Annotated in this window: 20 protein-coding genes; 8 read left to right on the top strand and 12 right to left on the bottom strand. The window is 74.7% G+C overall.

The window, feature by feature from the left end:
- Positions 1–94 precede the first annotated feature (94 nt).
- Both ACIA8O_RS17705 and lepB read right to left on the bottom strand, forming a co-directional pair.
- The gene (locus tag ACIA8O_RS17705) at positions 95–2,512 is read right to left on the bottom strand and encodes a helix-turn-helix domain-containing protein (protein WP_396294750.1); all 2,418 of its coding nucleotides are present in this window, start codon (positions 2,510–2,512) and stop codon (positions 95–97) included.
- Positions 2,513–2,662: 150 nt separating this feature from the next.
- Positions 2,663–3,256 carry a signal peptidase I gene (lepB, locus tag ACIA8O_RS17700; protein WP_396294749.1) on the bottom strand — a complete coding sequence of 198 codons (594 nt, stop codon included), beginning with the start codon at positions 3,254–3,256 and terminating at the stop codon, positions 2,663–2,665.
- Between the two features lie 252 nt (positions 3,257–3,508).
- Here lepB and ACIA8O_RS17695 point away from each other — a divergent pair, with 252 nt between their 5' ends.
- Positions 3,509–3,781, top strand: a complete 273-nt coding sequence (locus ACIA8O_RS17695) for a hypothetical protein (RefSeq protein WP_396294747.1) — start codon at positions 3,509–3,511, stop codon at positions 3,779–3,781.
- A 12-nt stretch (positions 3,782–3,793) separates the two neighbouring features.
- Here the strand turns inward: ACIA8O_RS17695 and ACIA8O_RS17690 are convergent, their stop codons facing one another.
- The 6 genes from ACIA8O_RS17690 to sigK form a co-directional block, all read right to left on the bottom strand.
- Positions 3,794–4,591, bottom strand: a complete 798-nt coding sequence (locus tag ACIA8O_RS17690; protein ID WP_396294745.1) for a DUF1295 domain-containing protein — start codon at positions 4,589–4,591, stop codon at positions 3,794–3,796.
- Complete coding sequence (locus tag ACIA8O_RS17685) at positions 4,588–5,886, bottom strand: class I SAM-dependent methyltransferase (protein ID WP_396294744.1); 1,299 nt, start codon at positions 5,884–5,886, stop codon at positions 4,588–4,590. Before ACIA8O_RS17685 ends, ACIA8O_RS17690 begins: the two co-directional genes overlap by 4 nt.
- On the bottom strand, positions 5,883–6,650 hold the full coding sequence (locus ACIA8O_RS17680; protein ID WP_396294742.1) for a DUF1365 domain-containing protein: 768 nt from the start codon (positions 6,648–6,650) through the stop codon (positions 5,883–5,885). The genes ACIA8O_RS17685 and ACIA8O_RS17680 overlap by 4 nt, the downstream gene beginning before the upstream one ends.
- Positions 6,651–6,712: 62 nt before the next feature.
- Positions 6,713–8,035: an NAD(P)/FAD-dependent oxidoreductase gene (locus ACIA8O_RS17675; RefSeq protein ID WP_396294741.1), complete on the bottom strand. Its 1,323-nt coding sequence runs from the start codon at positions 8,033–8,035 to the stop codon at positions 6,713–6,715.
- A 462-nt stretch (positions 8,036–8,497) separates the two neighbouring features.
- Entirely contained in the window at positions 8,498–9,238 is a 741-nt protein-coding gene (locus tag ACIA8O_RS17670; RefSeq protein WP_396294740.1) for an anti-sigma factor domain-containing protein, read from the bottom strand.
- Complete coding sequence (gene sigK, locus ACIA8O_RS17665; protein ID WP_396294739.1) at positions 9,235–9,819, bottom strand: ECF RNA polymerase sigma factor SigK; 585 nt, start codon at positions 9,817–9,819, stop codon at positions 9,235–9,237. Before sigK ends, ACIA8O_RS17670 begins: the two co-directional genes overlap by 4 nt.
- A 251-nt stretch (positions 9,820–10,070) precedes the next feature.
- On the opposite strand from sigK, the gene ACIA8O_RS17660 reads away from it, so the two are divergent.
- The 3 genes from ACIA8O_RS17660 (at position 10,071) to ACIA8O_RS17650 (ending at position 14,110) form a co-directional block, all read left to right on the top strand.
- Entirely contained in the window at positions 10,071–11,195 is a 1,125-nt protein-coding gene (locus ACIA8O_RS17660; protein WP_396294837.1) for a spore photoproduct lyase family protein, read from the top strand.
- A gap of 79 nt (positions 11,196–11,274) precedes the next feature.
- On the top strand, positions 11,275–13,344 hold the full coding sequence (locus ACIA8O_RS17655; protein ID WP_396294738.1) for a molybdopterin-dependent oxidoreductase: 2,070 nt from the start codon (positions 11,275–11,277) through the stop codon (positions 13,342–13,344).
- 115 nt (positions 13,345–13,459) lie between these two features.
- Positions 13,460–14,110, top strand: a complete 651-nt coding sequence (locus tag ACIA8O_RS17650) for a fasciclin domain-containing protein (protein ID WP_396294737.1) — start codon at positions 13,460–13,462, stop codon at positions 14,108–14,110.
- 36 nt (positions 14,111–14,146) lie between these two features.
- Here ACIA8O_RS17650 and ACIA8O_RS17645 read toward each other — a convergent pair whose 3' ends face one another.
- A complete protein-coding gene (locus ACIA8O_RS17645; protein WP_396294736.1) occupies positions 14,147–14,638 on the bottom strand; it encodes a MarR family winged helix-turn-helix transcriptional regulator in 492 nt (163 codons plus the stop codon).
- A 105-nt stretch (positions 14,639–14,743) separates the two neighbouring features.
- Here ACIA8O_RS17645 and ACIA8O_RS17640 point away from each other — a divergent pair, with 105 nt between their 5' ends.
- The 3 genes from ACIA8O_RS17640 (at position 14,744) to ACIA8O_RS17630 (ending at position 19,368) form a co-directional block, all read left to right on the top strand.
- On the top strand, positions 14,744–16,801 hold the full coding sequence (locus tag ACIA8O_RS17640) for an MMPL family transporter (RefSeq protein ID WP_396294735.1): 2,058 nt from the start codon (positions 14,744–14,746) through the stop codon (positions 16,799–16,801).
- Positions 16,802–17,046: 245 nt separating this feature from the next.
- Positions 17,047–17,724 (top strand): transglycosylase SLT domain-containing protein, encoded by a 678-nt coding sequence (locus tag ACIA8O_RS17635; protein WP_396294734.1) that lies wholly within the window; start codon positions 17,047–17,049, stop codon positions 17,722–17,724.
- 204 nt (positions 17,725–17,928) lie between these two features.
- Entirely contained in the window at positions 17,929–19,368 is a 1,440-nt protein-coding gene (locus ACIA8O_RS17630; protein WP_396294733.1) for a GuaB1 family IMP dehydrogenase-related protein, read from the top strand.
- A 67-nt stretch (positions 19,369–19,435) separates the two neighbouring features.
- On the opposite strand, the gene ACIA8O_RS17625 is transcribed toward ACIA8O_RS17630, so the two are convergent.
- From ACIA8O_RS17625 to ACIA8O_RS17615, 3 genes are all read right to left on the bottom strand, one after another.
- Entirely contained in the window at positions 19,436–20,119 is a 684-nt protein-coding gene (locus ACIA8O_RS17625) for a DUF5995 family protein (protein ID WP_396294732.1), read from the bottom strand.
- 93 nt (positions 20,120–20,212) lie between these two features.
- Positions 20,213–20,890, bottom strand: a complete 678-nt coding sequence (locus tag ACIA8O_RS17620) for a RibD family protein (protein ID WP_396294731.1) — start codon at positions 20,888–20,890, stop codon at positions 20,213–20,215.
- Positions 20,891–20,936: 46 nt separating this feature from the next.
- Positions 20,937–22,313, bottom strand: coding sequence for a helix-turn-helix transcriptional regulator (locus ACIA8O_RS17615; protein ID WP_396294730.1), 1,377 nt, complete (start codon positions 22,311–22,313; stop codon positions 20,937–20,939).
- A gap of 214 nt (positions 22,314–22,527) precedes the next feature.
- On the opposite strand from ACIA8O_RS17615, the gene ACIA8O_RS17610 reads away from it, so the two are divergent.
- The gene (locus tag ACIA8O_RS17610) at positions 22,528–22,668 is read left to right on the top strand and encodes a hypothetical protein (protein WP_396294729.1); all 141 of its coding nucleotides are present in this window, start codon (positions 22,528–22,530) and stop codon (positions 22,666–22,668) included.
- Positions 22,669–22,681: the final 13 nt, after the last annotated feature.

Below are 22,681 nucleotides of genomic sequence, written 5' to 3'. Positions count from 1 at the left end.
GGCACGGTGGGGTGCCGCGGGCCGGACGCCCCGATGCTGCCGTCGCGTTCCCGCCGGTGAACAGGCCTTGCCACCGGCCATCGGTGACCGGTCGTCAGGCGGCGCGGCCGTCGGGGGCGGTGGCCGGTGCGGGGTGCCGGTGCCGCCGGCGGTGGGCGCCGCCCAGGTGGTGCTGCAGCCGGACGTGGCGGAACTGGTGCACGGCGCCGGCCCGGCGCAGCACGCCCCGGTGGTAGGCGTCGTCCAGGAACGCCACCGGGTCCCGGGGGAGCCGGCCGGTCAGCGGGAGCCAGACCCGGGCGAGCAGCAGCCACTGGCCCCACGCGGTGAAGGCGAGCAGGTAGGAGGCCGCGCCGCCCAGGCCGCCGACCGCGCCGATCAACAGGCCGTCCTGCAGCGCCCAGTTGAGTCGGCCCAGGGTGCCCTGGAACAGCCCGACCACCAGGTGGCCGCCGCCGGCGATGGCCAGGGCGAGGGCCGGGGCCAGGACCAGGAACTGGCGGGTCACCGTCGTGCGGTTCGAGGCCAGCAGACCGGCCGGGGTGGCGGCGGCCGTGACGTCCACGGGGGCCTCCAGCGCCGCCGCCAGTCCGAAGACCAGACCCACGGCCAGGCCGAGGACGAGGGCGAGGACCAGCATGTCGATCAGGGTGCCCTCGACCACGCGCCGGTCGGTGAACGGCCTCCCGGTGGCCAGCGTGCGTTCGAGGGCGAAGGCCGTGGCACAGCCGACACCCATCACCGCCCCGCCGTACAGGCCCTGGACGAAGCGGACGGCGAAGGTGCGCAGCGGGTGGCGGCCGAGGCGGGGATGGCGGGCGCGCAGCGTCAGCCGGACACCGGCCGGTTCGACGGCCGCCCCGCCCCGGGAGCGGTCCGCCATCGCGTAGACCGAGCCGAAGGCGGGCCCGGCGGTGAGGCCCAGCAGGCTTCCCTGGAGCAGGAGTTCGGCGAGGCCGAGCGGGGTGAGCAGCAGGCAGACCAGCCAGTCGGCCAGGGCGACGCAGAGGCCGGTGGCCAGCACGACGGCCAGGGTGCGGGTCGAGCGCGGCAGCGAGTCGCCGAGCTGCCACCACGCCAGGTCGTGGCGCTCGCGGTCGCGTCGGGCCAGGTGGTGGGCGAGGTGGCCGAGCCAGCGCCCGGCCCGCGCCGGGTCCGCGTACGGTGCCCTCGGCTGCCGGCCGGCGGCGTCCCGCTCCGGGGCGCGGCGCCGGTAGACGGCGGGCACGAAACCCGCCAGCAGGTGCTCCTCCAGGCTGCGCACCGTGGGGAACCGCGCGGTGTCGAGGAGTTCGGCGGGATCGCGGCCGGGGGTCTCGCTGTAGAGGGTGCGGGCGAGGACGACCATGAGGGGGGTGGCCAGCACGGTGGCGAGGTGGGCGGTGGCGAGGCGGGCGGTGGCGAGGTGGGCGTGCTCCTCGTGGTCGCGCAGCCGTGCGAGCACCGCGTCCCAGGCGGCCCCGGGAGCCCCGCCCGCGGTGTCCGCTCCGGCGGCCCGGGCGGTGCGGGGGAGGTAGTCGGCGAGGTCGTCCGGGGTGAGGTCGGCGAGTTCGACGGCCACGGCCCAGACCAGCGGTGTGTGCGCGGCCCGGACGGCCTCCGCGTACTCCTCCCGCCGGCTGGTGAGCACGAGCGGGGAGGAGGTCGCGTTGAGGGCGTCCAGGGCCTCGTGGCGCAGCCCTTCGGCGATCTCGTCGAACCCGTCCAGGACGGGCAGGACGAGGTCCGCGTCGACCAGCGCGGCGGCCAGGGTGGTCCCCCGGGGGCCGCGGCGGGCCAGGTGGGGGTGGTCGCGCAGCAGTCGGCCGATCAGCCAGTCCCGCAGCGCGGTGGTCGAGGGGTCCCAGGAGCCGATGCCGAAGATGACCGGCACCCGGCCGTGCGTGGCCGGTGCCGCCAGCAGGTCCAGGGTGAACCTGATGGCCAGGACGGACTTGCCCGAGCCGGCCCGGCCGAGGACCGCCAGCCGCCCGGAGGGGATCCGGCGGTAGACCTCCGCCACGCCGCGCAGGTCGCCGTCGAGGTCCACCTCGGCCGGGGACTCGCCCGGCCCCAGGCGCTGCACGTTCTCCGCCCGGTCGGTCAGCGCGGCCGGGGCCGCCCGCCACCGGACGGGGAGCGGGAAGGGGTCGTGCACCCGGCGCTGCGCCTCCTCGCGGCGCCAGCGGCGCCGGACCTCGGTCGCCAACTCGCGGGCGGCGTCGGCCAGTGCGTCCTCGACCGGCGGCGGCGCGGGAGGCGTGGCACCGGGTGCGGCCACCGGCCCGGAGCGGTGGTCCGGGGCAGCGGGCGATCCGGCCAGGGTCGCGGCCAGCCGCCGCCGGTCCTCGTCGCCGAGGTCGAGCGCGTCCGCGAGCAGGTGCAGCGTCCCCACCCGGTGGTTGGTGGACCCGCCGCTCTCCAGCCGGCGGATGGTGCGCACGCTGACCCCGGACCGTTCGGCGACCTGTTCCTGCGTCAGATCCGCCTCACCGCGCAGCCTACGTAACAACGTGCCGAGGTCGTCTGTCACCGAACGTCTCCCTACCCGCCAGTACGAACGGCGGTGAGCCTACCCCTGACGACCGGTCACGGACGGCCGGTTCGGTGGCCTGTGCGGCGAACATGACAGAGGTCACCACCGAGGGCGCTCCCGGGTGCTCCGGTGCCCGGCCCGCAGCGCCTACCGGCGGCGTGAGTGCCGTGCGGCGACGCCGGCCACCGCGCCCAGCAGGAGCAGCCCGACGCTGGTGGCGACGGTCGCCAGCAGGCCGGTCCTCAGCGGGTCGTCGTCGTTCAGGAGCGAGCCCTTCACCGCGGACAGGGGGATGGTGCCGCCCTCCGAGTCCGCGGACCGGTAGCGGGAGTCGGCGGAGTCGAACCGGTGGTCGCCCAGGACGAACAGGCGGCCCTCGGGCACGTCGACGCTGAACGCGCCGGGCGACCCCGCCACCGGGTCGCCGTCCAGGACGTACGGCTCCTCCAGCGGCTTCCCGTTCAGGGTCAGGGTCCGGTCCCCGGGGGAGTAGGCGATGCGGTCGCCGCCGACCGCGACCACGCGCTCCACGATCAGGCGCTGTTCGCCCCAGGCCGCGCCGTCGAAGAGCACCACGTCGCCGCGGTCCGCCTCGGTGGCCAGCAGGTTGAAGGTCATCGAGCTGCCGACCGGAAGGGACGGCTCCATGTGACCGGACGACATGCTCTTGGTCGACGTGAGGGCGTAGCCGCCGACGACCCCGGCACAGCTCAGGACACCGCCCGCCGTCAGCAGTGCCACTGCCACCACCTTGAGACGATGTCCCGACCTCCGGCCCTGCGTTCCCACGGTCACGTCCTGCTCTCCTCGCTCCGATGTGCGCCCGAACTCTACGGGCCGGCCCGGCGGGGAACGCGGCCGGGTGCGGGAAGCGGGCCGGACCGGCGGGCGCACGCGGTGCGACGGGCCGTCAGCTCCTGTGCACGCGGCCGACGCCGGAGCCCTCGTGAGCCCGGCGGCCGTCCGGATCCCGGTGCTGCGTAGCATCGGCCCGTGACGAGGACACCGAGGACCGGAGTGCACTGCCCCGTGTGCGGGCTCGATCAGGGCTTCGAGCCCTGGGGCGCCGACGGGCTGACGCCGTCGTTCGTGATCTGCGACTGCTGCTCCGTCGAGTTCGGCTACGAGGACTCCTCCGACGCGGGGGTGGCGGCCGTGCGGGTGGCGTGGGTCGGGGACGGCTGCCCCTGGCGGGGGCCGGTGGACCGGCGGCCGGAGGGATGGGACCCCGGGGAGCAGCTGGCGAACGGCCTGAAGTCGCGCTGAGGGAAGGGCGGTTCAGCGCGGCGGGCGTGGGACGAAGGCGCTGGTGCGGGCGGCGTAGGCGGTCCATTCGGGGCTGCGGGAGGTGGTGCCGCGTTCGGCCATGGGGCGGCCGCTGCCGAAGGCGAGCAGGTAGGTCATCAGGAGGGGGCTGAGCAGGGTGGCCCAGCCGGCGGGGTGGTCGGCGGCCAGGAGGAAGAGGCCCCACCAGACGCAGGCGTCGCCGAAGTAGTTGGGGTGGCGGGTCCAGGACCAGAGGCCGGTGGTGAGGACGCGGCCGCGGTTGGCGGGGTCGGCGCGGAAGCGGGCGAGCTGGTGGTCGCCGACGGTCTCGAAGGTGAGGCCGAGGAGCCAGAGGGCCAGGGCGAGGACGGTGAGGAGGCCGGGCGGGTCAGGGAGGCGCTGGGCGATCTGGACGGGGAGGGAGACGAACCAGAGGATCGCGGCCTGGAGGAGGTAGACCTTGCGCAGGGCGAGCCGGGTGCGGGCGGGCCCGGCCGGGGCGCGGGAGAGCATGGCGGCGTAGCGCGGGTCCTCGTCCTTGCCCCGGGCGTGCCACCAGAGGTGGACGGACAGGCGCAGGCCCCAGACGCCGGTCAGGACGGTGGCCAGCACCCGCCGCCCGAGGTCGCCCTGACCGTCCGACAGCAGGAAACCGGTGAGGGCGACGGCGGTGAAGCCGAGGCCCCAGGCCGTGTCGACGCCGCGGTGGCGTCCGGTGCGGACGCCGACCGCGAAGGCGGCCAGCATGACGGCCAGCGCCGCGCCGAGGGTGGCGAGGAGGGACAGCGGGAGGGACAGGGGGAGGCTCATCGGCCGCCGTCCCGGCCGAGCACGATGTGGCGGACGTCCAGGTAGCCGGTGCGGAACCCGGCCTCGGAGTAGGCGAGGTAGAGCTCCCACATCCGGCGGAAGACCGCGTCGAAGCCGAGCGCCGCGACCTCCTCGGCGCGGTCGGTGAACCGCTCCCGCCACAGCCGCAGGGTCTCGGCGTAGTGCGGGCCGAAGCCCTCGTCGGCGGTGACCCGGAGGGAGGTGTGGCGGGCGGCGGCCTCGGCGAGGCCCTCGCGGGAGGGGATCTGGCCGCCGGGGAAGACGTACTTGAGGATCCAGGTGTACGTCTCCCGGGTGGTGAGCATCCGCCGGTGCGGCATGGTGATGGCCTGGACGGCGACCCGGCCGCCCGGGGCCAGGACCCGGTCGATGGTGGAGAAGTAGGCGGGCCAGTACCGGTGGCCGACCGCCTCGACCATCTCCACGCTGACCACGGCGTCGTAACTGCCCTGCGCGGCACGGTAGTCGAGGAGGCGGGCGGTCACCCGGTCGGCGAGGCCGGCGGCGGCGATCCGCTTTCGGGCGAGGTCGAGCTGCTCGGTGGAGAGGGTGAGGGTCTCGACCCGGGCGCCCCGGGCCGCCGCCCGGAGGGCCAACTCGCCCCAGCCGGTGCCGATTTCGAGGACGGAGCGGCCGGGGCCGACCCCGGCCAGGTCCAACAGGCGGTCGATCTTGCGGTGTTGGGCGGCGGGGAGGGCGGGCCAGGAGGCGTCCGGGGTGCCGTCGGCGGCGGTGGGGAACAGGGCGGCGGAGTAGCTCATGGTCGGGTCGAGGAAGAGGGCGAAGAGCTCGTTGGAGAGGTCGTAGTGGCGCCGGATGTTCTCCCGGCTGTGCTGCTCGCTGGGCCGCTCGGCGGCGGGTGGCCGGGTGGCCCAGAACGGGCGCAGCCAGGAGGTGCCGCGCGGGACCAGCGCGGCCGGGTCGGCGGCCAGGGCGGGGAGCAGGGCGGCCAGGTCGGGGGAGCTCCACTCGCCGGCCTGGTAGGACTCGCCGAAGCCGATCAGCCCGTCGGCGCCGATCCGGTGGAGGAACGGGCCTGGCCGGTGCAGGCGCAGGACGGGGGCGTCCGGCGGTACCGCCAGGCCGGGCAACAGCGGCCGCCCGTCCGGCAGTTCGACCCGCAGGCCGCGTCGGCGGGCCACCCGGCGCAGCACCTGCCCCGCCACGGCGGCGCGCAGCGGTGCGCGCGGCACCCGGGCCACGTCGGGCCAGCGGAGCGGGTCGACCGCGTCGTCGGCGGGAGGGGCGAGGGGGAGGTCGGCCAGGGATGTCACGGTGTCGGTGCCTCTCGTCGACGGGGGCGGCGGGTACGGCGGTCGCGGCGGTCGCGGGGTTGGACGGGCAGGCCGCGCAGCAGCAGCCGGATGCCCTGGTAGCGGATGTGCAGGCTGACGGCGAGGGTGGCGAACGGGTGCCGGAGCGTGGCGAGGAGCAGCTCCCGGGGGCCGGCCGGGCGCCGCAGCCCGCGGACGGTGGCGGTGAACGCCGGTCCGCCTGGCCGGTCCAGACGGATGCTCAGGTCCAGCCGCTCGCCGGGGAGCGGCAGCCGCATCCGGTAGGCGCCGTCGACCGGGAAGAACGGTGAGACGTAGAACTCCTTGGGCACCGTCGCCGGGGTGGCCGGGAGGAGGTAACGGTGGTGCTGCCCGTAGGTGTTGTGCACCTCGGCCACCGTGCAGACCAGCGTGCCCCCGGCGTCGTGGCACCAGTAGAGGGTGAGCGGGTTGAAGACGTGGCCGAACGCCCGGGCCTGGGTGAGCATCAGCACCCGGCCGCCGTCGAGCACGACGCCCCGGTCGGCCAGGTAGGCGTCCAGGTTCTGACGCAGGGTCAGGCCCGGGACGCCCGGGTGGTCGGCGGCCCGGAAGGCGGCCAGCGGCCGCAACGGGCGTGGGACGGGCGGGAGCCGGTCGAGGTCGACCAGCCAGAGGTGGGTCCGGTGGGCGAAGGCGTGCCGGAGCGGGGCGGTGCGGACGTGGGTGATCCGGCACTCGTAGAGGGCGGCGCCCCAGGGGCCGGGCAGGACCGGCCCCGTCACCCGCCCCGTCACCCGCCCCGTCGCCGGACCCGGCGCGGGCTCCGGCACGGGCCGGCGCCCGGTCACGACCGCACCCCCGCCGCCAGCAGCCGCCGGGCGGCGATCACCCCGGAGCGGCAGCCGTCCTCGTGGAAGCCCCAGCCGTGGTACGCCCCGGCGTAGGCGGTGCGGCCCCGGGTCAGCGCGGGCAGCCGGCCCTGGGCGGCGACGGTGGCGGCGGTGTAGACGGGGTGCTCGTAGACGGTGCGGGAGATCACCAGGGCCTCGGGGACGGGGCGGTGGCGGTCGTCGTTGAGGGTGACCAGGAAGTCCTCGGCGGTGTCCAGGCCGAGCAGCCGGTTGAGGTGGTAGCTGACCTGGACCCGGTCCGCGCCGTCCCGGCAGTCGGCCATCGCGTAGTTCCAGGAGCCCCGGGCCCAGGTGGAGCGGGGCAGCCGGGAGACGTCGCGGTGCAGCACGGTGGGGTTGCGGGAGTAGCGGAACGCGCCGAGCACCTCGCGCTCCTCGGGGCTCGGGTCGGCCAGCAGGCGCAGCGCCTGGTCGGCGTGGGTGGCGATCACCACCGCGTCGGCCCGGTGCTGCCGCCCGTCGGCGGTGGTCACGGTGACGCCGTCGGGGTGGCGGTGCACGGCCCGGACCGGGGCGGAGCGGTGCACGGCGGGGATGCGTTCGGCGATCTTCTCGACGTAGGTGCGGGAGCCGCCGACGACGGTCCGCCAGGTCGGCGAGCCGGAGACGGAGAGCAGGCCGTGGTTGTCGAGGAAGGTGAAGAGGTAGCGGGCCGGGTAGTCGCCGGCCAGGTCCGGGGCGCAGGACCAGACGGCGGAGACCAGCGGGGTCATGAAGTGGTGGACGAAGTACGGCGAGAAGCCCGCCCGCTCCAGCCAGCGGCGCAGCGGCGGATCGCCCGCCCGGTCGTCGGCCAGCAGCCGCCTGGCCAGCCGGTGGAAGCGCGGCACCTCGGCCAGCATCCGCAGGTAGTGGCCGCGCAGCGCGAGCCCGGGGCGGGCCAGCAACCCGGCCGGGCCGCGCGCTCCCGCGTACTCCAGGCCGCAGCCCGCGCAGCTGACGGACATGCTCATCTCGCTCTCCCGGGTGCGGACGCCGAGCTCCTCGAAGAGGCGGGTGAGCTCCGGGTAGGTGCGCCGGTTGTGCACCAGGAAGCCGGTGTCCAGCGGGAGCCGCTGCCCGTTGGCGGTGGTGCCGGTCTGGGTGTGGGCGTGGCCGCCGAGCCGGGGCGCGGCCTCGAACAGCTCGACCCGGGCGCCGGCCCGGCCCAGTTCGTGCGCGGCGGTCAGCCCGGCCACCCCGGCGCCGACCACGGCCACCCGGTGGCCGGGCGGCCGGTGGCGGGTGTCGTCGGGAGTGGGGAGGGTGTCGGTCACGGGTGCTCTCCGGTGGGTCCGGCCGCGCTGCGCGGAGCGGCGCGGGGGCGTGCGTTCACCGGTGGTTCGGAGCCGTCCCCCGGCCGGATTGCTCCGATCGGGGGACGGTCCGGTCCGCTCGTCGGACGGACCGGGGGACGAGCCCCCGCGAGGCCAACCGCACGCGGGGGTGGGGGACTTCGGCAGCGGGGGCAGGCTGGGAGCCTGTCCGACGATTCCCGCCGCGGGCGGTCCTCCCCCGGCCTTCGGCGGGGAGGTTCCCCCTGGGCACGCACGCTCGCCGCACGGCCGGGGCGGCACGGCCGGAGCGGCACGTGCGGCTTCGCCGCGGGGCGCGAGTGGCTCCGCGGCGAGGGTGCCCCGGCCGTGCGGCGGAGCCGCCCGCGTCACGGTCGACGCGGATGGTCGGGCGAGTGGCCGGACAGGCTCCGCGACGGGGCAGGCCCCGGCCGAAGGCGTGCGTCAGACGAAGGCCAGCACCATCACCGGGGCGCCGCTCGGGTGGGCCGACCCCCCGGCCGGTTCGACGGTGACGCCGACGCCGCTCGCGCCCTGGATCGCGCCGCTCAGCAGCAGCGCGCCGGAGCCCGAGCCGGGCAGCAGTCCGGCGGGCCGCATGGTGCCCGCGTCGTCGTACCAGAGCTCGTACGTCCGGTCCGGCGGCAGGACCGGCATCCCGGAGGCGATGAACCCGGCCTGCCCCCGGCTGCGGGACCAGACCACGGTGCCGGTCGCCCCGCCGCTGGAGGCGCTGGTGACCTTGGCGTCGGGGGCGGTGAGCAGGGCGGAGAAGGAGGCCTGACGCTCCGCCAGCCGGGCCGTCTCGGTCCGGGCCCGTTCGGCCTGCTGGTGCTGCTGGACGGCGATGCCGCCGAAGAGCGCGGCCAGCGCGACGGAGGCGGCCAGCGCGAGGCGGGGCAGGCGGCGGGGGACGGCGGAGGCGCGGCCGTCGGGTTCGGTGGTGCGGGGCGGCAGCTGACGGACCGTGGGGAGCTGCGCCAGCACCCGGGCCCGGAGTTCGGGCGGCGGGGCGGCGGCCTCGGCGGCGCCCAGGCGGGCCAGGGTGGCGAGGAACTCGTCCACCTCGCGCGCGCAGGCGTGGCAGTCCGTCAGGTGGCGCTCGAAGGCCTCCCGTTCGGGCTCGGCCAGGGCGTGCGCGGCGTACGCGCCGGAGAGCGTGTGCAGCTCGGGTGCGCTGGTCATGCTCCCACCCCCAGGCAGTCGCGCAGGCGGATCAGGCCGTCCCGCATCCGGGTCTTCACGGTGCCGAGCGGCACCGCCAGCAGTTCGGCCACCTGCGGGTAGCTGTACCCCCGGTAGTAGGCCAGGGTGACGGACTCGCGCTGGAGGGCGGTGAGCGCCTGGAGGCAGCGGCGGACCTGCTCGCGCTCCAGCCGCCCCTCCACCTGCTCGGCCACCTCGTCGTAGCCGGTCGCGTGTTCGCGGGCGGCCACCGCCTGCTCCCGCTCGGCCGCGGCCTGCGCGGAGCGCACCCGGTCGACGGCGCGGCGGTGCGCGATGGTCAGCACCCACGGCAGCACCTCGCCGCGCTCCGGCTGGTACCGGGCGGCGAACCGCCACAGCTCCAGCATCACCTCCTGGGTGACCTCCTCCGACTGCGCCGGATCCCGCAGCACCCGGCGGACCAGGCCGAACACCGGTCCGGCGACCGCGTCGTAGAGCCGGCCGAAGGCGTCCTGGTCGCCGAACGCGACCTTGGCGACCAGCTCGCGCAGGTCGGGGCCGCGCCGTTGCGGGCCGCTGAGGTGGACGACGGTGCTCATCCGGTCGCCTCCGTGGCGTGGCGCCGGAACGGGCACCGGATGTGGCACCGGGCGTGGCGCCGGACGTGGCACCGGGCGGGGTGGTGCATGCGGACTGACCTCCTGGGCGGTCGGCGGGTCGGCCCGCCGGCCGGGCGCGGACCTGCTCGACACCCTTCCTTCGGCACGGACGGCGTGCCGGATTGGCCCGGCGGGGGTCCGGTGCGGAAAGTCCGCCGGCGGGGCGAACCGGACGGCCCGCGGCTCCGAACCTGCGGTGTACGTCCCCGCCGTCCGGAGGTCCCCCCGTGTCAGCCGTCGTCCCGCGCCAGCCCCGGTCGTTCCACCCGCTGGACATCCGCCGCATCCACGCCGAACCGGAGGCGCTGGCCTCCGAACGCGGCCGCCAGGTGCTGGCCCGCTTCCCGTCGGCGGAGGTGATCCACGTGCCCTCGCACTGGAACATCCCGCACCTGCACGGCAATGCGGGCAACGTCGAGCGGTGGGCCCGGACCAAACGGGAGGACCTGGTGCTCGGGGTCCGGAAAGCGCTTTCCGCCCGCCCCAACGGCCGCTCCGCCGACTGGATCGCGCCCAGCTCCGCCAACGGCTGCGCGCTCGCCTGCGCCTACTGCTACGTGCCGCGCCGCAAGGGCTACGCCAACCCCGTCACGGTCTTCACCAACATCGACAAGATCATCGGCTACCTCGGCCGCCACGTGACCCGGCAGGGCCCGAAGCCCCATGCCAACCAGTGCGACGCGGCCGCCTGGGTCTACGACATCGGCGAGAACAACGACTGTTCGGTGGACGCCCTGGTCTGCGACAACACCGCCGACCTGATCCGGGCCTTCCGCGACTGGCCCACCGCCAAGGCGAGCTTCGCCACCAAGTGGGTCAACCGCCAACTGCTGGAGCTCGACCCGCGCGGGCGGACCCGGGTGCGGTTCTCCCTGATGCCGCCGGCCGACTCCCGCCTCCTCGACGTCAGCACCACCCCGGTGCCCGAGCGGATCGCGGCGGCCGGGGACTTCCTGGCGGCCGGCTACGAGGTGCACTTCAACCTCTCACCGGTGGTGCTGCGCCCGGGCTGGCAGGCCGACTGGGCCGAACTCCTCCACCGGATGGACGACTTGCTCCCGGCCGCGGTGAAGCGCCAGGCCGCCGCCGAGATCATCATGCTCACCCACAACGAGGCCCTGCACCGGGTCAACCTGGGCTGGCACCCCAAGGCCGAGCAACTGCTCTGGCGCCCCGGCCTCCAGGAGCCCAAGCTCTCGCAGAACGGCAGCTGGAACGTCCGCTACCGGGTGGAGACCAAGACGCTCGCCCTGGCCGAACTGCGCGGTCTGATCGAGCGTCATGCCCCGTGGCTGCGCATCCGGTACGCGTTCTGACCTGCGGGGACGCGGGGTCCGTCACCCGGGAGAGCGAATCGGCCCGGTCGTGACCCATCCGGGGCGCAGGCGGCCCCGAATGCCGGATGTGAGCAGAGAAACGGCAGGACACGACGGCTCCCTCCCGGGGCGGACGGCGGGCGCGGTGCGCCGCGCCGTCCCCGCCGGGGCGGTGGGGCTGGCCGCGGCCTGCGCGGCGGTGGGCGCGGGCGAGCTGGTCGCGGCCTTCACCGGACCCGCCGGTGCCCCGGTGCTGGCGGTCGGCTCGGCGGCGATCGACCTGACGCCGACTCCGCTCAAGGAGTACGCCGTGCGGACCTTCGGCACCAACGACAAGCCGGTGCTGATCGGCGGGATCCTGCTGACGGTGGCCGCCCTGGCGGTCCTGGCGGGCCTGCTCGCCGCGCGCCGCCCGGCCGTGGGCGCCGCGGTCTTCGCGGCCTTCGGCGCGGTCGGCGCCTGGGCGGCGCTGTCCCGGCCGGAGAGCGCCGGGGCGGACGCCCTGCCCGCCCTCGCGGCGGGCGCCGTGGGCGCGGCGGCCGTGTACTGGTTGGGCACACTGCTGCGCGCCCGGCGGGCGGCGGCCGCGGACGGCCGGGCCGCGGAGGCCTTGGTGGTCCCGGTGGCCCGCGAGGTTCCCGAGGTTCCCGAAGGGACTGCGCACGCGGGACTCCTGGGCGCCGGGCCCGGCGAGACCGCCTCGACCACCGAGGTCGTCGAGCTTCCGGAGCCCCCGGAGCTCGGCGAGGTCCCGGGGGAGGTGCGGCCCGGGCGGTCGGCTGCGGATGCCGGCGGCCGGGCCGGGGCGGAGCGGGACGGGGGACCGGCGGCGGACGCCGACGGGCGGACCGTCGGGGAGGGTGTCGATGCGGCTTCTGCCACGGTTGCCGCATCGGCTCCCGCTCCGTCGGCCTCCGGCGGGGCCGGCGGAGCGGGAGGGACGGGCGATCCGTCCCGGGCCGACGGTCCGTCCGGGGTCGGTGCGCCCGCTGACGGTCCGTCCGGGGCCGGTCCGTCCGGGTCCGGCCCGTCCGCTGACGGTCCGTCCGGGGTCGGGGTGGCTCCCCGGCCCGGCGGTCCGTCGCGGCGGGCGGTGCTGCTGGCCACCGCCGGGACGGCACTGCTCGGGCTCGGCGCCGGGTACGGCGGGCGGGTGATCGGCGAGCGGCGCGGCGACGTGTCCGCGCTGAGGGACGCCGTCCGGCTGCCCGCCCCCGCCGTCCGGGCCCGGCCGCTGCCCGCCGGCGTCCACCCCGACGTCCCCGGCCTCTCCCCGTTCCTGACGTCCAACCAGGACTTCTACCGGGTGGACACCGCCCTCACCGTCCCCCGGATCGACCCGCGCCGGTGGAGCCTGCGGCTGCACGGACTGGTCGACCGCCCGCTGGAACTGAGCTACGAGGAGCTGCTCCGGCTGCCCCTGGAGGAGCTCGACCACACCCTCTCCTGCGTCTCCAACGAGGTCGGCGGCCCGTACGTCTCCACCACCCGCTGGCTCGGCGCCTCGCTGCCCGCCCTGCTGCGCCGCGCCGGGGTGCGGCCGGGCGCGGACCAGCTGGTCGGCCGCTCGCGGGAGGGCATGACCATCGGCACCCCGCTCGCCTCGGTGCTCGACGGCCGGCCCGCCCTGCTCGCGGTGGCGATGGACGGCGAGCCCCTGCCGCTCGCGCACGGGTTCCCGTGCCGGACGGTGGTGCCCGGTTTCTACGGCTACACCTCCGCCACCAAGTGGCTGGTGGACCTGGAGGTCACCACCTTCGCCGCCCGCGACCCGTACTGGGTCAGGCGCGGCTGGGACCGCACCGGCGAGGTCCGCACCGCCTCCCGGATCGAGGTCCCGGCCCCGTTCGCCAAGGTCCCGGCCGGGGACGTCACGGTGGCGGGCACCGCCTGGGCCACCCACCGGGGCGTCGCCGCCGTCGAGTTGAGGGTGGACGGCGGGCCGTGGGCCGAGGCCGAGCTCGCGGCCGACGCCGGGCCCGACCTCTGGCGGCAGTGGTCCCACACCTGGCGCGACGCCCGTCCGGGCACCCACCGGCTGGAGGTCCGGGCCACCGACGGCACCGGCACCACTCAGCCGGAGGCCCGCGCCACCCCCTATCCGTCCGGCGCCACCGGCTGGCACAGCACGGTGGTCCGGGTCACCTGAAAACCCTTGCCACACCGGCCACTCGAGCGCCGCTCGGGCCGGCCGGACGGCACCCCCTTGCCGCAACACCCCTTGTCGCACGACACCCCGTCACGATGATCCGAGGAGTCCGATCATGTCGTTCCACCGCACCTCCCGCCGCACCTCCCTCGCCGCCCTGCTGGCCGCCGGCACCCTGGTGTTCGGTCTGACCGCCTGCGGCAGCGACTCCGACTCGGCGGTCAAGTCCTCGACCACGCCGTCCAGTTCGGCCCCCTCCTCCAGCTCCTCCAGCGGCAGCGCGATGGCGGCCGACGCCCCGTTCGGCACCGCCTGCGCGGCCGTCCCGAAGGACGGCGCGGGCAGCTTCACCGGCATGGCCAAGGACCCGGTGGCCACCGCCGCCTCCAACAACCCGCTGCTCTCCACCCTGGTGACGGCGGTCAAGCAGGCCGGGCTGGTGGACACCCTCAACTCGGCGAGCAACATCACCGTGTTCGCGCCCACCAACGACGCCTTCGCCAAGATCCCGAAGGAGACCCTGGACGCGGTGCTGGCCGACAAGGCCAAGCTCACCTCGATCCTGACCTACCACGTCACCCCGGACCGGCTGGCCCCGACCGCGCTGGCCGGGATGCACAAGACCCTCCAGGGCAGCGACCTCACGGTCACCGGCGGCGGCCAGGACTTCACCGTCAACGGCAACGCCAAGGTGCTCTGCGGCAACGTGCAGACCGCCAACGCCACCGTCTACATCATCGACACCGTGCTGATGCCCGCCTCCTGACGGGACCCCCGGCCCCGGCGCGCTCCCGCCGCCCGCTCAGGGCGTGCCAGGAGCGCGCCGTTCGGTCCGCAGCTCCTCCAGCTCCTCGGTGATCCGGGCCAGGAAGCGGGAGACCACGGCCTGCTCCTCGGGCCCGAACTCGGACCGGACCAGCTCGGTGCGCTCCGCCACCGGCCGGAACCAGCTGCCCGCCAGCCTGGCGGCGCCCGGCCGGTGACGGACCCTCACCTGGCGGCCGTCCGCCTCGTCCCGGGTCCGCTCGACGTGCCCGGCACGCTCCAGGCGGTCCAGGCAGGCGCTCACCGCGCCGGAGGTCAGTGCCAGTTCGGTCCGCAGCCGCCCGGGCGTCATCCCGGCGTCCCCCTCGGCGGTGGCGGCCCGGACGACCGCGAGCAGGGCCTGCACATCGGTGGTGTGCAGGCCCTGCTCGGCGGCGAAGTCGTGGCTGAGCAGGTTCATCTCGGCCGCCAGGGCCTGGAGTTGCAGGGCGAAGGCCCGGCTGTCGGGTGCGGGGGCGTGCTCGGACAAGGCGGCCTTCCGTGATCGGGGCTCCCACCTTAGGGCCTGTCCGTCCTGGGGCCGGTCCGCCGGACCGCCGGTGATATCTCTCAATGATTGAGATATCCTCCCGCTGTGCGCTACCGACGACTCCTGGTCCCCGTCCTGCTCCTGGTCTGCTGGCTCGGCCTCGGCGGAGCCTTCGGCTCCTACGCCGGCCGCCTCTCCGAGGTCTCCACCAACGACGGCGCGGCCTTCCTGCCGCGCTCCGCCGAGTCCACCGAGGTGGCCCGGCTGGCCGCCCGCTTCCAGACCGGCACCACGCTCCCCGTGGTGCTGGTCTGGGAGACCCGCTCCGCCGGCCCGGTCGAGGGCTCCGTCCGGGACGCCGCCGCGTCCGCGCTCGCCGCGGCGGCGGCCGTCCCCGGCGCCACCGGCCAGGCCTCGCCCCTGCTGGACTCGGCCGACGGCCGGGCCGTGCAGGGCGTGGTGCAGCTGCGCTCCGACCTCGGCAAGCAGACCAAGGAGAGCGTCGCCCGGATCCGCGCACTCGCCGACGCCGTGCCCGGCACCACGGCGGGCGTGGCCGGTCCTGCCGCGGTGCTGGCCGACCTCTCCGGAGCGTTCGCCGGGATCGACGGGCTGCTGCTCGCGGTGGCCCTCGGCGTGGTGCTGGTGATCCTGCTCGCGGTCTACCGCAGCGTGGTGCTGCCGCTGCTGGTGATCGTCTCGGCGGTGTTCGCCCTGGCGGTGGCCTGCGCCCTGGTCTACCTGCTGGCCGACCACGGCGTGGTCCGGGTGGACGGCCAGGTGCAGGGCCTGCTGTCGATCCTGGTGATCGGCGCCGCCACCGACTACGCGCTGCTGATCGCGGCCCGCTACCGTGAGGAACTCCCGCTCCACGCCGACCGGTTCGCCGCGATGCGGACCGCCTGGCGGCGCTCGCTGGAGCCCGTGCTGGCCTCCGGCGCGACGGTCGCGCTCGGCCTGCTGGTGCTGCTGCTCTCGGACCTGACGAACAACCAGGCGCTCGGCCCCGTCGGCGCGATCGGCATCGTCTGCGCCGTGTTCGCCGCCCTCACCTTCCTGCCCGCCGCCCTGGTGCTGCTCGGCCGTGCCGCCTACTGGCCCGCCCGGCCCACCCGCACCGGCGACGGCGCCCATCCCGTCTGGCACCGGGTGGCCGCCCTGGTCGGCCGCCGCCCCCGGCCGGTCTGGGCCGCCTCGCTGGTGGCGCTCGCGGCCTGCGCCGCGTTCGCCCCGCTGCTGGACGCCGGCGGCGTCCCGCAGACCGAGCTCTTCGTCAAGGAGCAGCCCTCGGTCGCCGCGCAGCGGCTGCTCTCCGCCCACTTCCCCGGCGGCACCGGCAACCCGGCCCAGATCACCACCCGCGCCGACCGGGCGGAGCAGGTCACCGCCGCCGCCCGCACCGTCCCCGGCGTCGCCGCCGTCCGCCCGTACACCGGCGGCGCCCCCGGCGGCCCGGCCCGCGAGGTCGACGGCCTGGTCCGGCTGGACGCCACCCTCGCCGACCCGGCCGACAGCGACGCCGCCGTGCGCACCGTCCGGCAGCTGCGCGAGGCGGTGCACGCCGTGCCGGAAGCCGCGGCGAAGGTCGGCGGCTACACCGCCCAGCAGTACGACACCCGCACCACCGCCGCCCACGACCGCACCGTGATCGTCCCGGCCGTGCTGCTCTGCATCCTGGCCGTCCTGGTCCTGTTGCTGCGCTCGCTGCTCGCGCCGGTGCTGCTGGCCGCCACCGTGCTCCTCTCCTACCTGGCCACGCTCGGCGTCAGCGCCCTGGTCTTCCCGCACGTCTTCGGCTTCCAGGCCACCGACCCCTCCGTCCCCCTCTACGGCTACGTCTTCCTGGTCGCGCTCGGGGTGGACTACAACATCTTCCTGATGACCCGGGTACGGGAGGAGTCGCTGCGGCACGGCACCCGGGAGGGCGTCCTGCGCGGCCTGACCGCGACCGGCGGGGTGATCACCTCGGCCGGGGTGGTGCTGGCCGCCACCTTCGCCGCGCTCGGCGTGATCCCGCTGGCCTTCCTGGCCCAGATCGCCTTCATCGTGGCCTTCGGTGTGCTGCTCGACACCCTGCTGGTCCGCTCGCTGCTGGTGCCGGCGCTGGTCCGCGACCTGGGGGACGCGGTGTGGTGGCCGCTTCACCGCAGGGTGACGAAGTAGGGCCGGGAGAGGCGAAGGTCACGGGGGAAGGGGCCCCTCGGCGCGGGTGACGTCCTTCACAGCCCCCCGCGCCGGGGTGCTGACGGGGCGTCATGCGTGGCCCCTGGGTGGTGAGTTGGCTCCTGCTGTGCCCTGGGTCACGCGGGACGGCGGGGCTTGCCCGGGCGGGTGGGGCTCGCGCAGTCTCGAAGAGCGCCCCGAGGTGCGGCGCCAACTCACCGTCCCCTTCCCGGAGGTACTCCGCCATGTCCGCCAACACCCGGAACCGCCACCGCCGGACCCGAATACGCTACGACCGGCTGCCCAACAAGGTGCTCGGCCTCGGGATCGCCGGCGCGGTCGTCCTGAGCGTCGCGGCCCCGGTGGCCCAGGCGGTGGCCACGCCCGCCGGTGCCACGCAGCTGGTCGCCGCCCCCGCCCCCGCCGCAGGCCCGGCCGAGCAGGCCGCCCCGGCGCAGGACCAGAACCAGCAGGCCCAGAACCAGCAGGGCCAGTCGCAGGAGCAGGCCCAGCAGCAGGCCCCGGCCGAGGCGCAGCAGCAGGCCGCGCCCGCCGCCCCCGCCGCGCCGACCTACGCGAACAACCTGGACGGCTGGATCAAGGAGGCCCGCGACGTGCTGGCCGCCGCCGGCAAGCCGGTGCCCTCGTACCGCGCGATGTACGCCACCGCGATGGCCGAGTCCACCGGCAACCCCAAGGCCGTGAACGGCTGGGACTCCAACGCCGCCGCCGGCACCCCGTCCATCGGCCTGACCCAGATGATCAAGCCGACCTTCCGGGCCTACGCGCTGCCCGGCCACACCGACATCTACAACCCGGTGGACAACCTGATCGCCAGCTCGCGCTACTGCGATGCGGTCTACGGAGGTATGGACCACATGGCCTCCGCCCGCGGCTACGGCAGCAAGTGGCGAGGCTACTGAGCTGCGCGTCTGTAGGTTCCTCCAAGGCGGTGACTACGCTGCCCGGGCGAGCTTGTAAGGATCTTCAACGATTCCGCGTGAACTGGCTTTCGACCTGGGTATCGGTCAGCATTGACGGTTGGGTGCGGGGCGCCCGAGGGCGCCCGGCGGTCTGACCGCAACCGCACCCGAGGTGTACCTCCCCCCAGCCAGAGAGCCCCTTTCATGCGCTTCCTGAACGACCAGTCGCCCGCTTACGACCTCACGTACGACGACGTCTTCATGGTCCCCAGCCGCTCCGCAGTGGGCTCCCGGCAGGGCGTCGACCTCTCCTCCAACGACGGCAGCGGCACCACCATCCCCCTGGTGGTCGCCAACATGACCGCCATCGCCGGCCGCCGGATGGCCGAGACCGTCGCCCGCCGCGGCGGCCTGGTCGCCATCCCGCAGGACATCCCGACCGAGGTCATCTCCGAGGTGATCGGCTGGGTGAAGCAGCGTCACCTGGTGCACGACACCGCGCTGACCCTGAGCCCCGGCGACACCGTCGCCGACGCGCTCTCCCTGCTCCCCAAGCGCGCGCACAACGCGCTCGTGGTGGTCGAGCACGGCAAGCCGGTCGGCGTGGTCACCGACTCCGACTGCCAGGGCGTGGACCGGTTCACCAGCCTCTCCGAGGTGATGAGCCGTGACCTGCTCCTGCTGGAGGAGGGCATCGACCCGCGCGCCGCGTTCGAGAAGCTCAACGAGGCCCACCGCAAGCTGGCCCCCGTGGTCGCCGCCGACGGCACCCTGGTCGGCATCCTGACCCGCAAGAACGCGCTGCGCGCCACCCTCTACACCCCCGCCACCGACGCGGCCGGCAAGCTGCGGATCGCCGCCACCGTCGGCATCAACGGCGACGTGGCCGGCAAGGCCAAGGCCCTGATCGAGGCCGGCGCCGACGTGCTGGTGGTCGACACCGCGCACGGCCACCAGGAGTCGATGATCAGCGCGCTGCGCGCGGTCCGCGGCCTCGACCCGCAGATCCCGATCGTGGCGGGCAACGTGGTCTCCGCCGCCGGTGTCCGCGACCTGGTCGAGGCCGGCGCGGACATCCTCAAGGTCGGTGTCGGCCCGGGCGCCATGTGCACCACCCGGATGATGACCGGCGTGGGCCGCCCGCAGTTCTCCGCCGTGCTGGAGTGCGCCGCCGAGGCGCGCAAGCTCGGCAAGCACGTCTGGGCCGACGGCGGCGTCCGCCACCCGCGCGACGTCGCGATGGCGCTGGCCGCCGGTGCCTCCAACGTCATGATCGGCTCCTGGTTCGCCGGGACCTACGAGTCCCCGGGCGACCTGCACACCGCCGCCGACGGCCGCCAGTACAAGGAGAGCTTCGGCATGGCCTCGGCCCGCGCCGTGCGCAACCGCACCTCCGAGGAGTCGGCCTACGACCGCGCCCGCAAGGCGCTGTTCGAGGAGGGCATCTCCACCTCCCGGATGTTCGTCGACCCGGCCCGCCCCGGCGTCGAGGACCTGATCGACTCGATCGTGGCCGGCGTCCGCAGCTCCTGCACCTACGCGGGCGCGCGCAGCCTGGAGGAGTTCCACGAGAAGGCGATCGTCGGCGTTCAGAGCGCCGCCGGCTACGCCGAGGGCAAGCCGCTGCACTCCAGCTGGGCCTGATCCGCTCGATCCTGACGGCCGGTCACCTCCCCGCCCGGGGACGGTGACCGGCCGTTCCGCACTCCGCCTAGCGGCCGTTGAGCGGGGTCAGCAGGGCGCGGCTGACCATGCCGACCGAGCCGGAGAGGGTGTCGGCGAAGGCGCCGCGGACGAAGGGGATGCCGCGCAGCTCCCAGAGGGCCAGGGTGCTGGCCCAGGCGGCGTCCCGGGCGCGGTCGATGCTCCAGACGCCGATGACGTGCATCAGCGGGTCGGCCAGGTCCAACTCGTCCGGGCCGCCCAGGAGTTCGTCCCGGACCTGGTCCTCAACCTGGGCCAGCAGGGTGTTGACCCGCAGGTAGTCCCGCTCGATCCGCTCCGGCCCGCGGCCGAGTGCCCGGCAGGTGTCCACCACGGAGAGCGGCAGGTCGTTCTCGATGTGCGCGTTCATCCCGGCGAGGGCGAACTGCAGCGGGTGGACCCCACGGTGCCCGCGCAGCTCGAACAGCGGCCGCCAGCACGCCGCCGGCCGCCCCCCGGCCGCCGCCGTCTCCACCGCCGCCAGGTACCGCCCCGCGAACCGGGCGTCCAGCTCCGCCATGAACACCGGGTCGTCGAAGAACCCGGCCGTCAGTCGCTGCCCGATCAGCTCGGTGACGGTCAGGTACATCGCGTTGAACACCGCGACGCCGTCGTCCTCGGGCAGCGCCGCCCGCAACTGCCGCATCCGCTCGATGACCTGGTCGACCGTCAGGGTCGGTTGGCTCGCCATGCCCACCAGCATGCCCGCTCCCGGCCCCGCCGGGGAGGAATTCGGGCCGATGGGGGAGGGCACGGTTCACCCGCCCGCACTCGCAAGATCCTGTTACGAATCCTTGGGGGCGTAGCGCAGCAGAACCACGTCACCCACCGTTTCGGTCCCCAACAGCCTCATCCGGCGTGTGCTGCCACCGGGGAACTCGGCCGGGTGGACGAAGCGCGGTGCGTCGGCCTCGCCCACCAGCAACGGCGCCACGGCCAAGTGGATCTCGTCAGCGAGGCCGAGACTCAGGAACTGGGTGTGGATCTGGCCACCGCCCTCGACCATGAGCCGCTGCACGCCGCGGGCCGCCAGGTCGTCGAGCATCAGACTGAAGTCGACGGTGTCGCCGAGGCTGACCACGTCGGCCAGACCGTCCAGGGTGTCGCGCAGCCTCAGCGCGCCGCTGTCGGTCGTGTAGACGACCTTCTTGTCACCGAAGTGCCAGAACTTGAGGTCGCGGTCCAGGTCGCCGCTGGCCGTGACGGTGACCTTGAGCGGATACTCGGGCTTGCCGGCTGCGACGCGGGCGGCCCGGCGCTCGTCGCTGTTCACCAGGAGCCGCGGGTTGTCGCTCCGCAGGGTGTTGCCTCCGATGAGGATGGCGTCCGACCCGGCCCGCACCTGGTCCACCCGGTCGAAGTCGTCCGAGTTCGACAGCAGCAGCCGCTGCGGCGAGGTGTCGTCGATGTACCCGTCCACCGAGGTGGCGACGCTCAACAGGACGAAGGGGCGCCCGGCCATCATGGCTCCGTTCTCGCAAGGGGCGACCTGTGTGCCGCCAGGATGATCACACTTCATGGAGCATCACGCTGTCGAGGGTTTCGCGGAACTCGGCTACCTCGGACACCGTGGACCACGGCTTCAACTTCCAGTCAAGCGAAGCCAGTTCAGCGAAAATGCGGGCAGATCCGGTGGTGGTGGCGATTGACAGGGCTTCAGAAGCGGTAGTTGCTGCCCGCTCCGGGCCGAGGGCGTGGAGCTGAGCTCCAGCGGACCGGGCCAGGTAGACGCCACGGTCGCGGCGGAAGGAGGCCGGCAGCGCTCGGATCGCCTGGTCGAAGCCGATGACGGCGGCTTCGTACCGGCCCAGCACGGCCAACGACCGGGCGCGCTGGGCTTCGACGTAGGCCGCATCGAGCCAGTGCCCCCGGTTCACTCCGCTCTCGGTCGGTACGCTGACCAGTTCCAGGGCCTCGTCGTACGCCTGCCGACACGCGAGCTCGTCGCCGAGCAGGGCATGGCCGTGTCCCCCGTAGACCGCACCGAGCGCTGTCAGCCGGCTCCTCGGCGGAGCAATCCGCTGGGCGGCTTCGGCCAGGTCAACGGCGTCGACCGATTCCCTCATGTCGCCGGCCAACTGCGCCTTGCGGGCCGTGATGTAGACGGTGAGGTGGTGGTCGCCGGCTGCGTTCGACCAGTCGACGGCCCGATCGGCCCAGTACTGTGCGGCCCGGTGGTCGCCGCTGTCCTGGAACAGCCAGCTGCAGAATTCGGCGTACTCGGCCTGGACCTGCATCAGGTCGAGACGATCGCGGCCGGATGCTTCACGCCGCAACTGCTGGATCAACCGGATGTGCTCCTGAGCACCCACCACGACCTGGCGCGGCCCGAGCACGTTGTCGCATTCGACCAGCGACCTGCGCAGCTGCCGGAGGTTCTCGACCGGGTGCAGGTCGGGCGACAACAGTGACTTGGAGCTGGGCGCAGGTGCGGCCGTTGCTCCTGGGATCAGCGCCCCGCCAGCCAGGCCGGCAGCCGAGCGGAGTATGGCGCGACGCGGCATCGTCACGAAGATGATCTTCCCGTCCGAGGTTCGGCAACCAACCCGGACCTCGCCGTCAGCGAGCGTCATCGCCGAGCCGACGCCAGTGAGATCCGGGACAGCCTTCGGTTGCTTCGGCCCTGGTTCGTCCGAGCCGGCCGGCTCCTGCTTCGGCGCGGCCGACAGCCCAGTTGTCCCTGGAGCCAGGAGATCGCTGAGTCCCGCTGCGGTGATACGGAGCAGCGCGGCCAGACGCGGCATGTGGAACGGCTGAGGATCACCCCGGCCGCGCTCCCAGCGGATCACGGTGGACCGGTCAACGCCGAGGGCGCCGGCAAGACCCTCCTGGGTGAAGCCCATGGCGCGGCGACGCTGGACGAACCCATCCCGTTTCGCCGCCACTCAGGTCCCCCTGTTCATCGCATGCCGACTCACCCTCCCAGCATCCGCCCAGGTCATGTCCACCGATGCCACACGGATGCCACGTTGGTGCGCCAATTCTCCACTGTGCAGGGCCTTCTGACGGCGGTTTCGTAGAGCCCTGCCGGACAGCGCCGCTGATCTGGCGTCCGCTTCCGGTTCGGGAGTGACACCACCAACGAGAGGGGTACAGCTCATGCCCGAGAACCTCACGGCCTCCACCGAACTCGAGGAGGACGGTCTGCTGGTCGCCCGCCGTCAGGTCACCGCGGTGCGGTCCCGCTTCGAGGTGCCGTCCGACGGCGGTTCGACCGGCGTCTCCGACACCAACGACTGACGGCTGACACCAT

This window comes from Kitasatospora sp. NPDC051853 (assembly GCF_044452665.1).
Taxonomy (GTDB): domain Bacteria; phylum Actinomycetota; class Actinomycetes; order Streptomycetales; family Streptomycetaceae; genus Kitasatospora.
The sequence above is the reverse complement of the archived record's forward strand: the minus strand, read 5'-3'. Positions and strand labels throughout refer to the sequence as shown.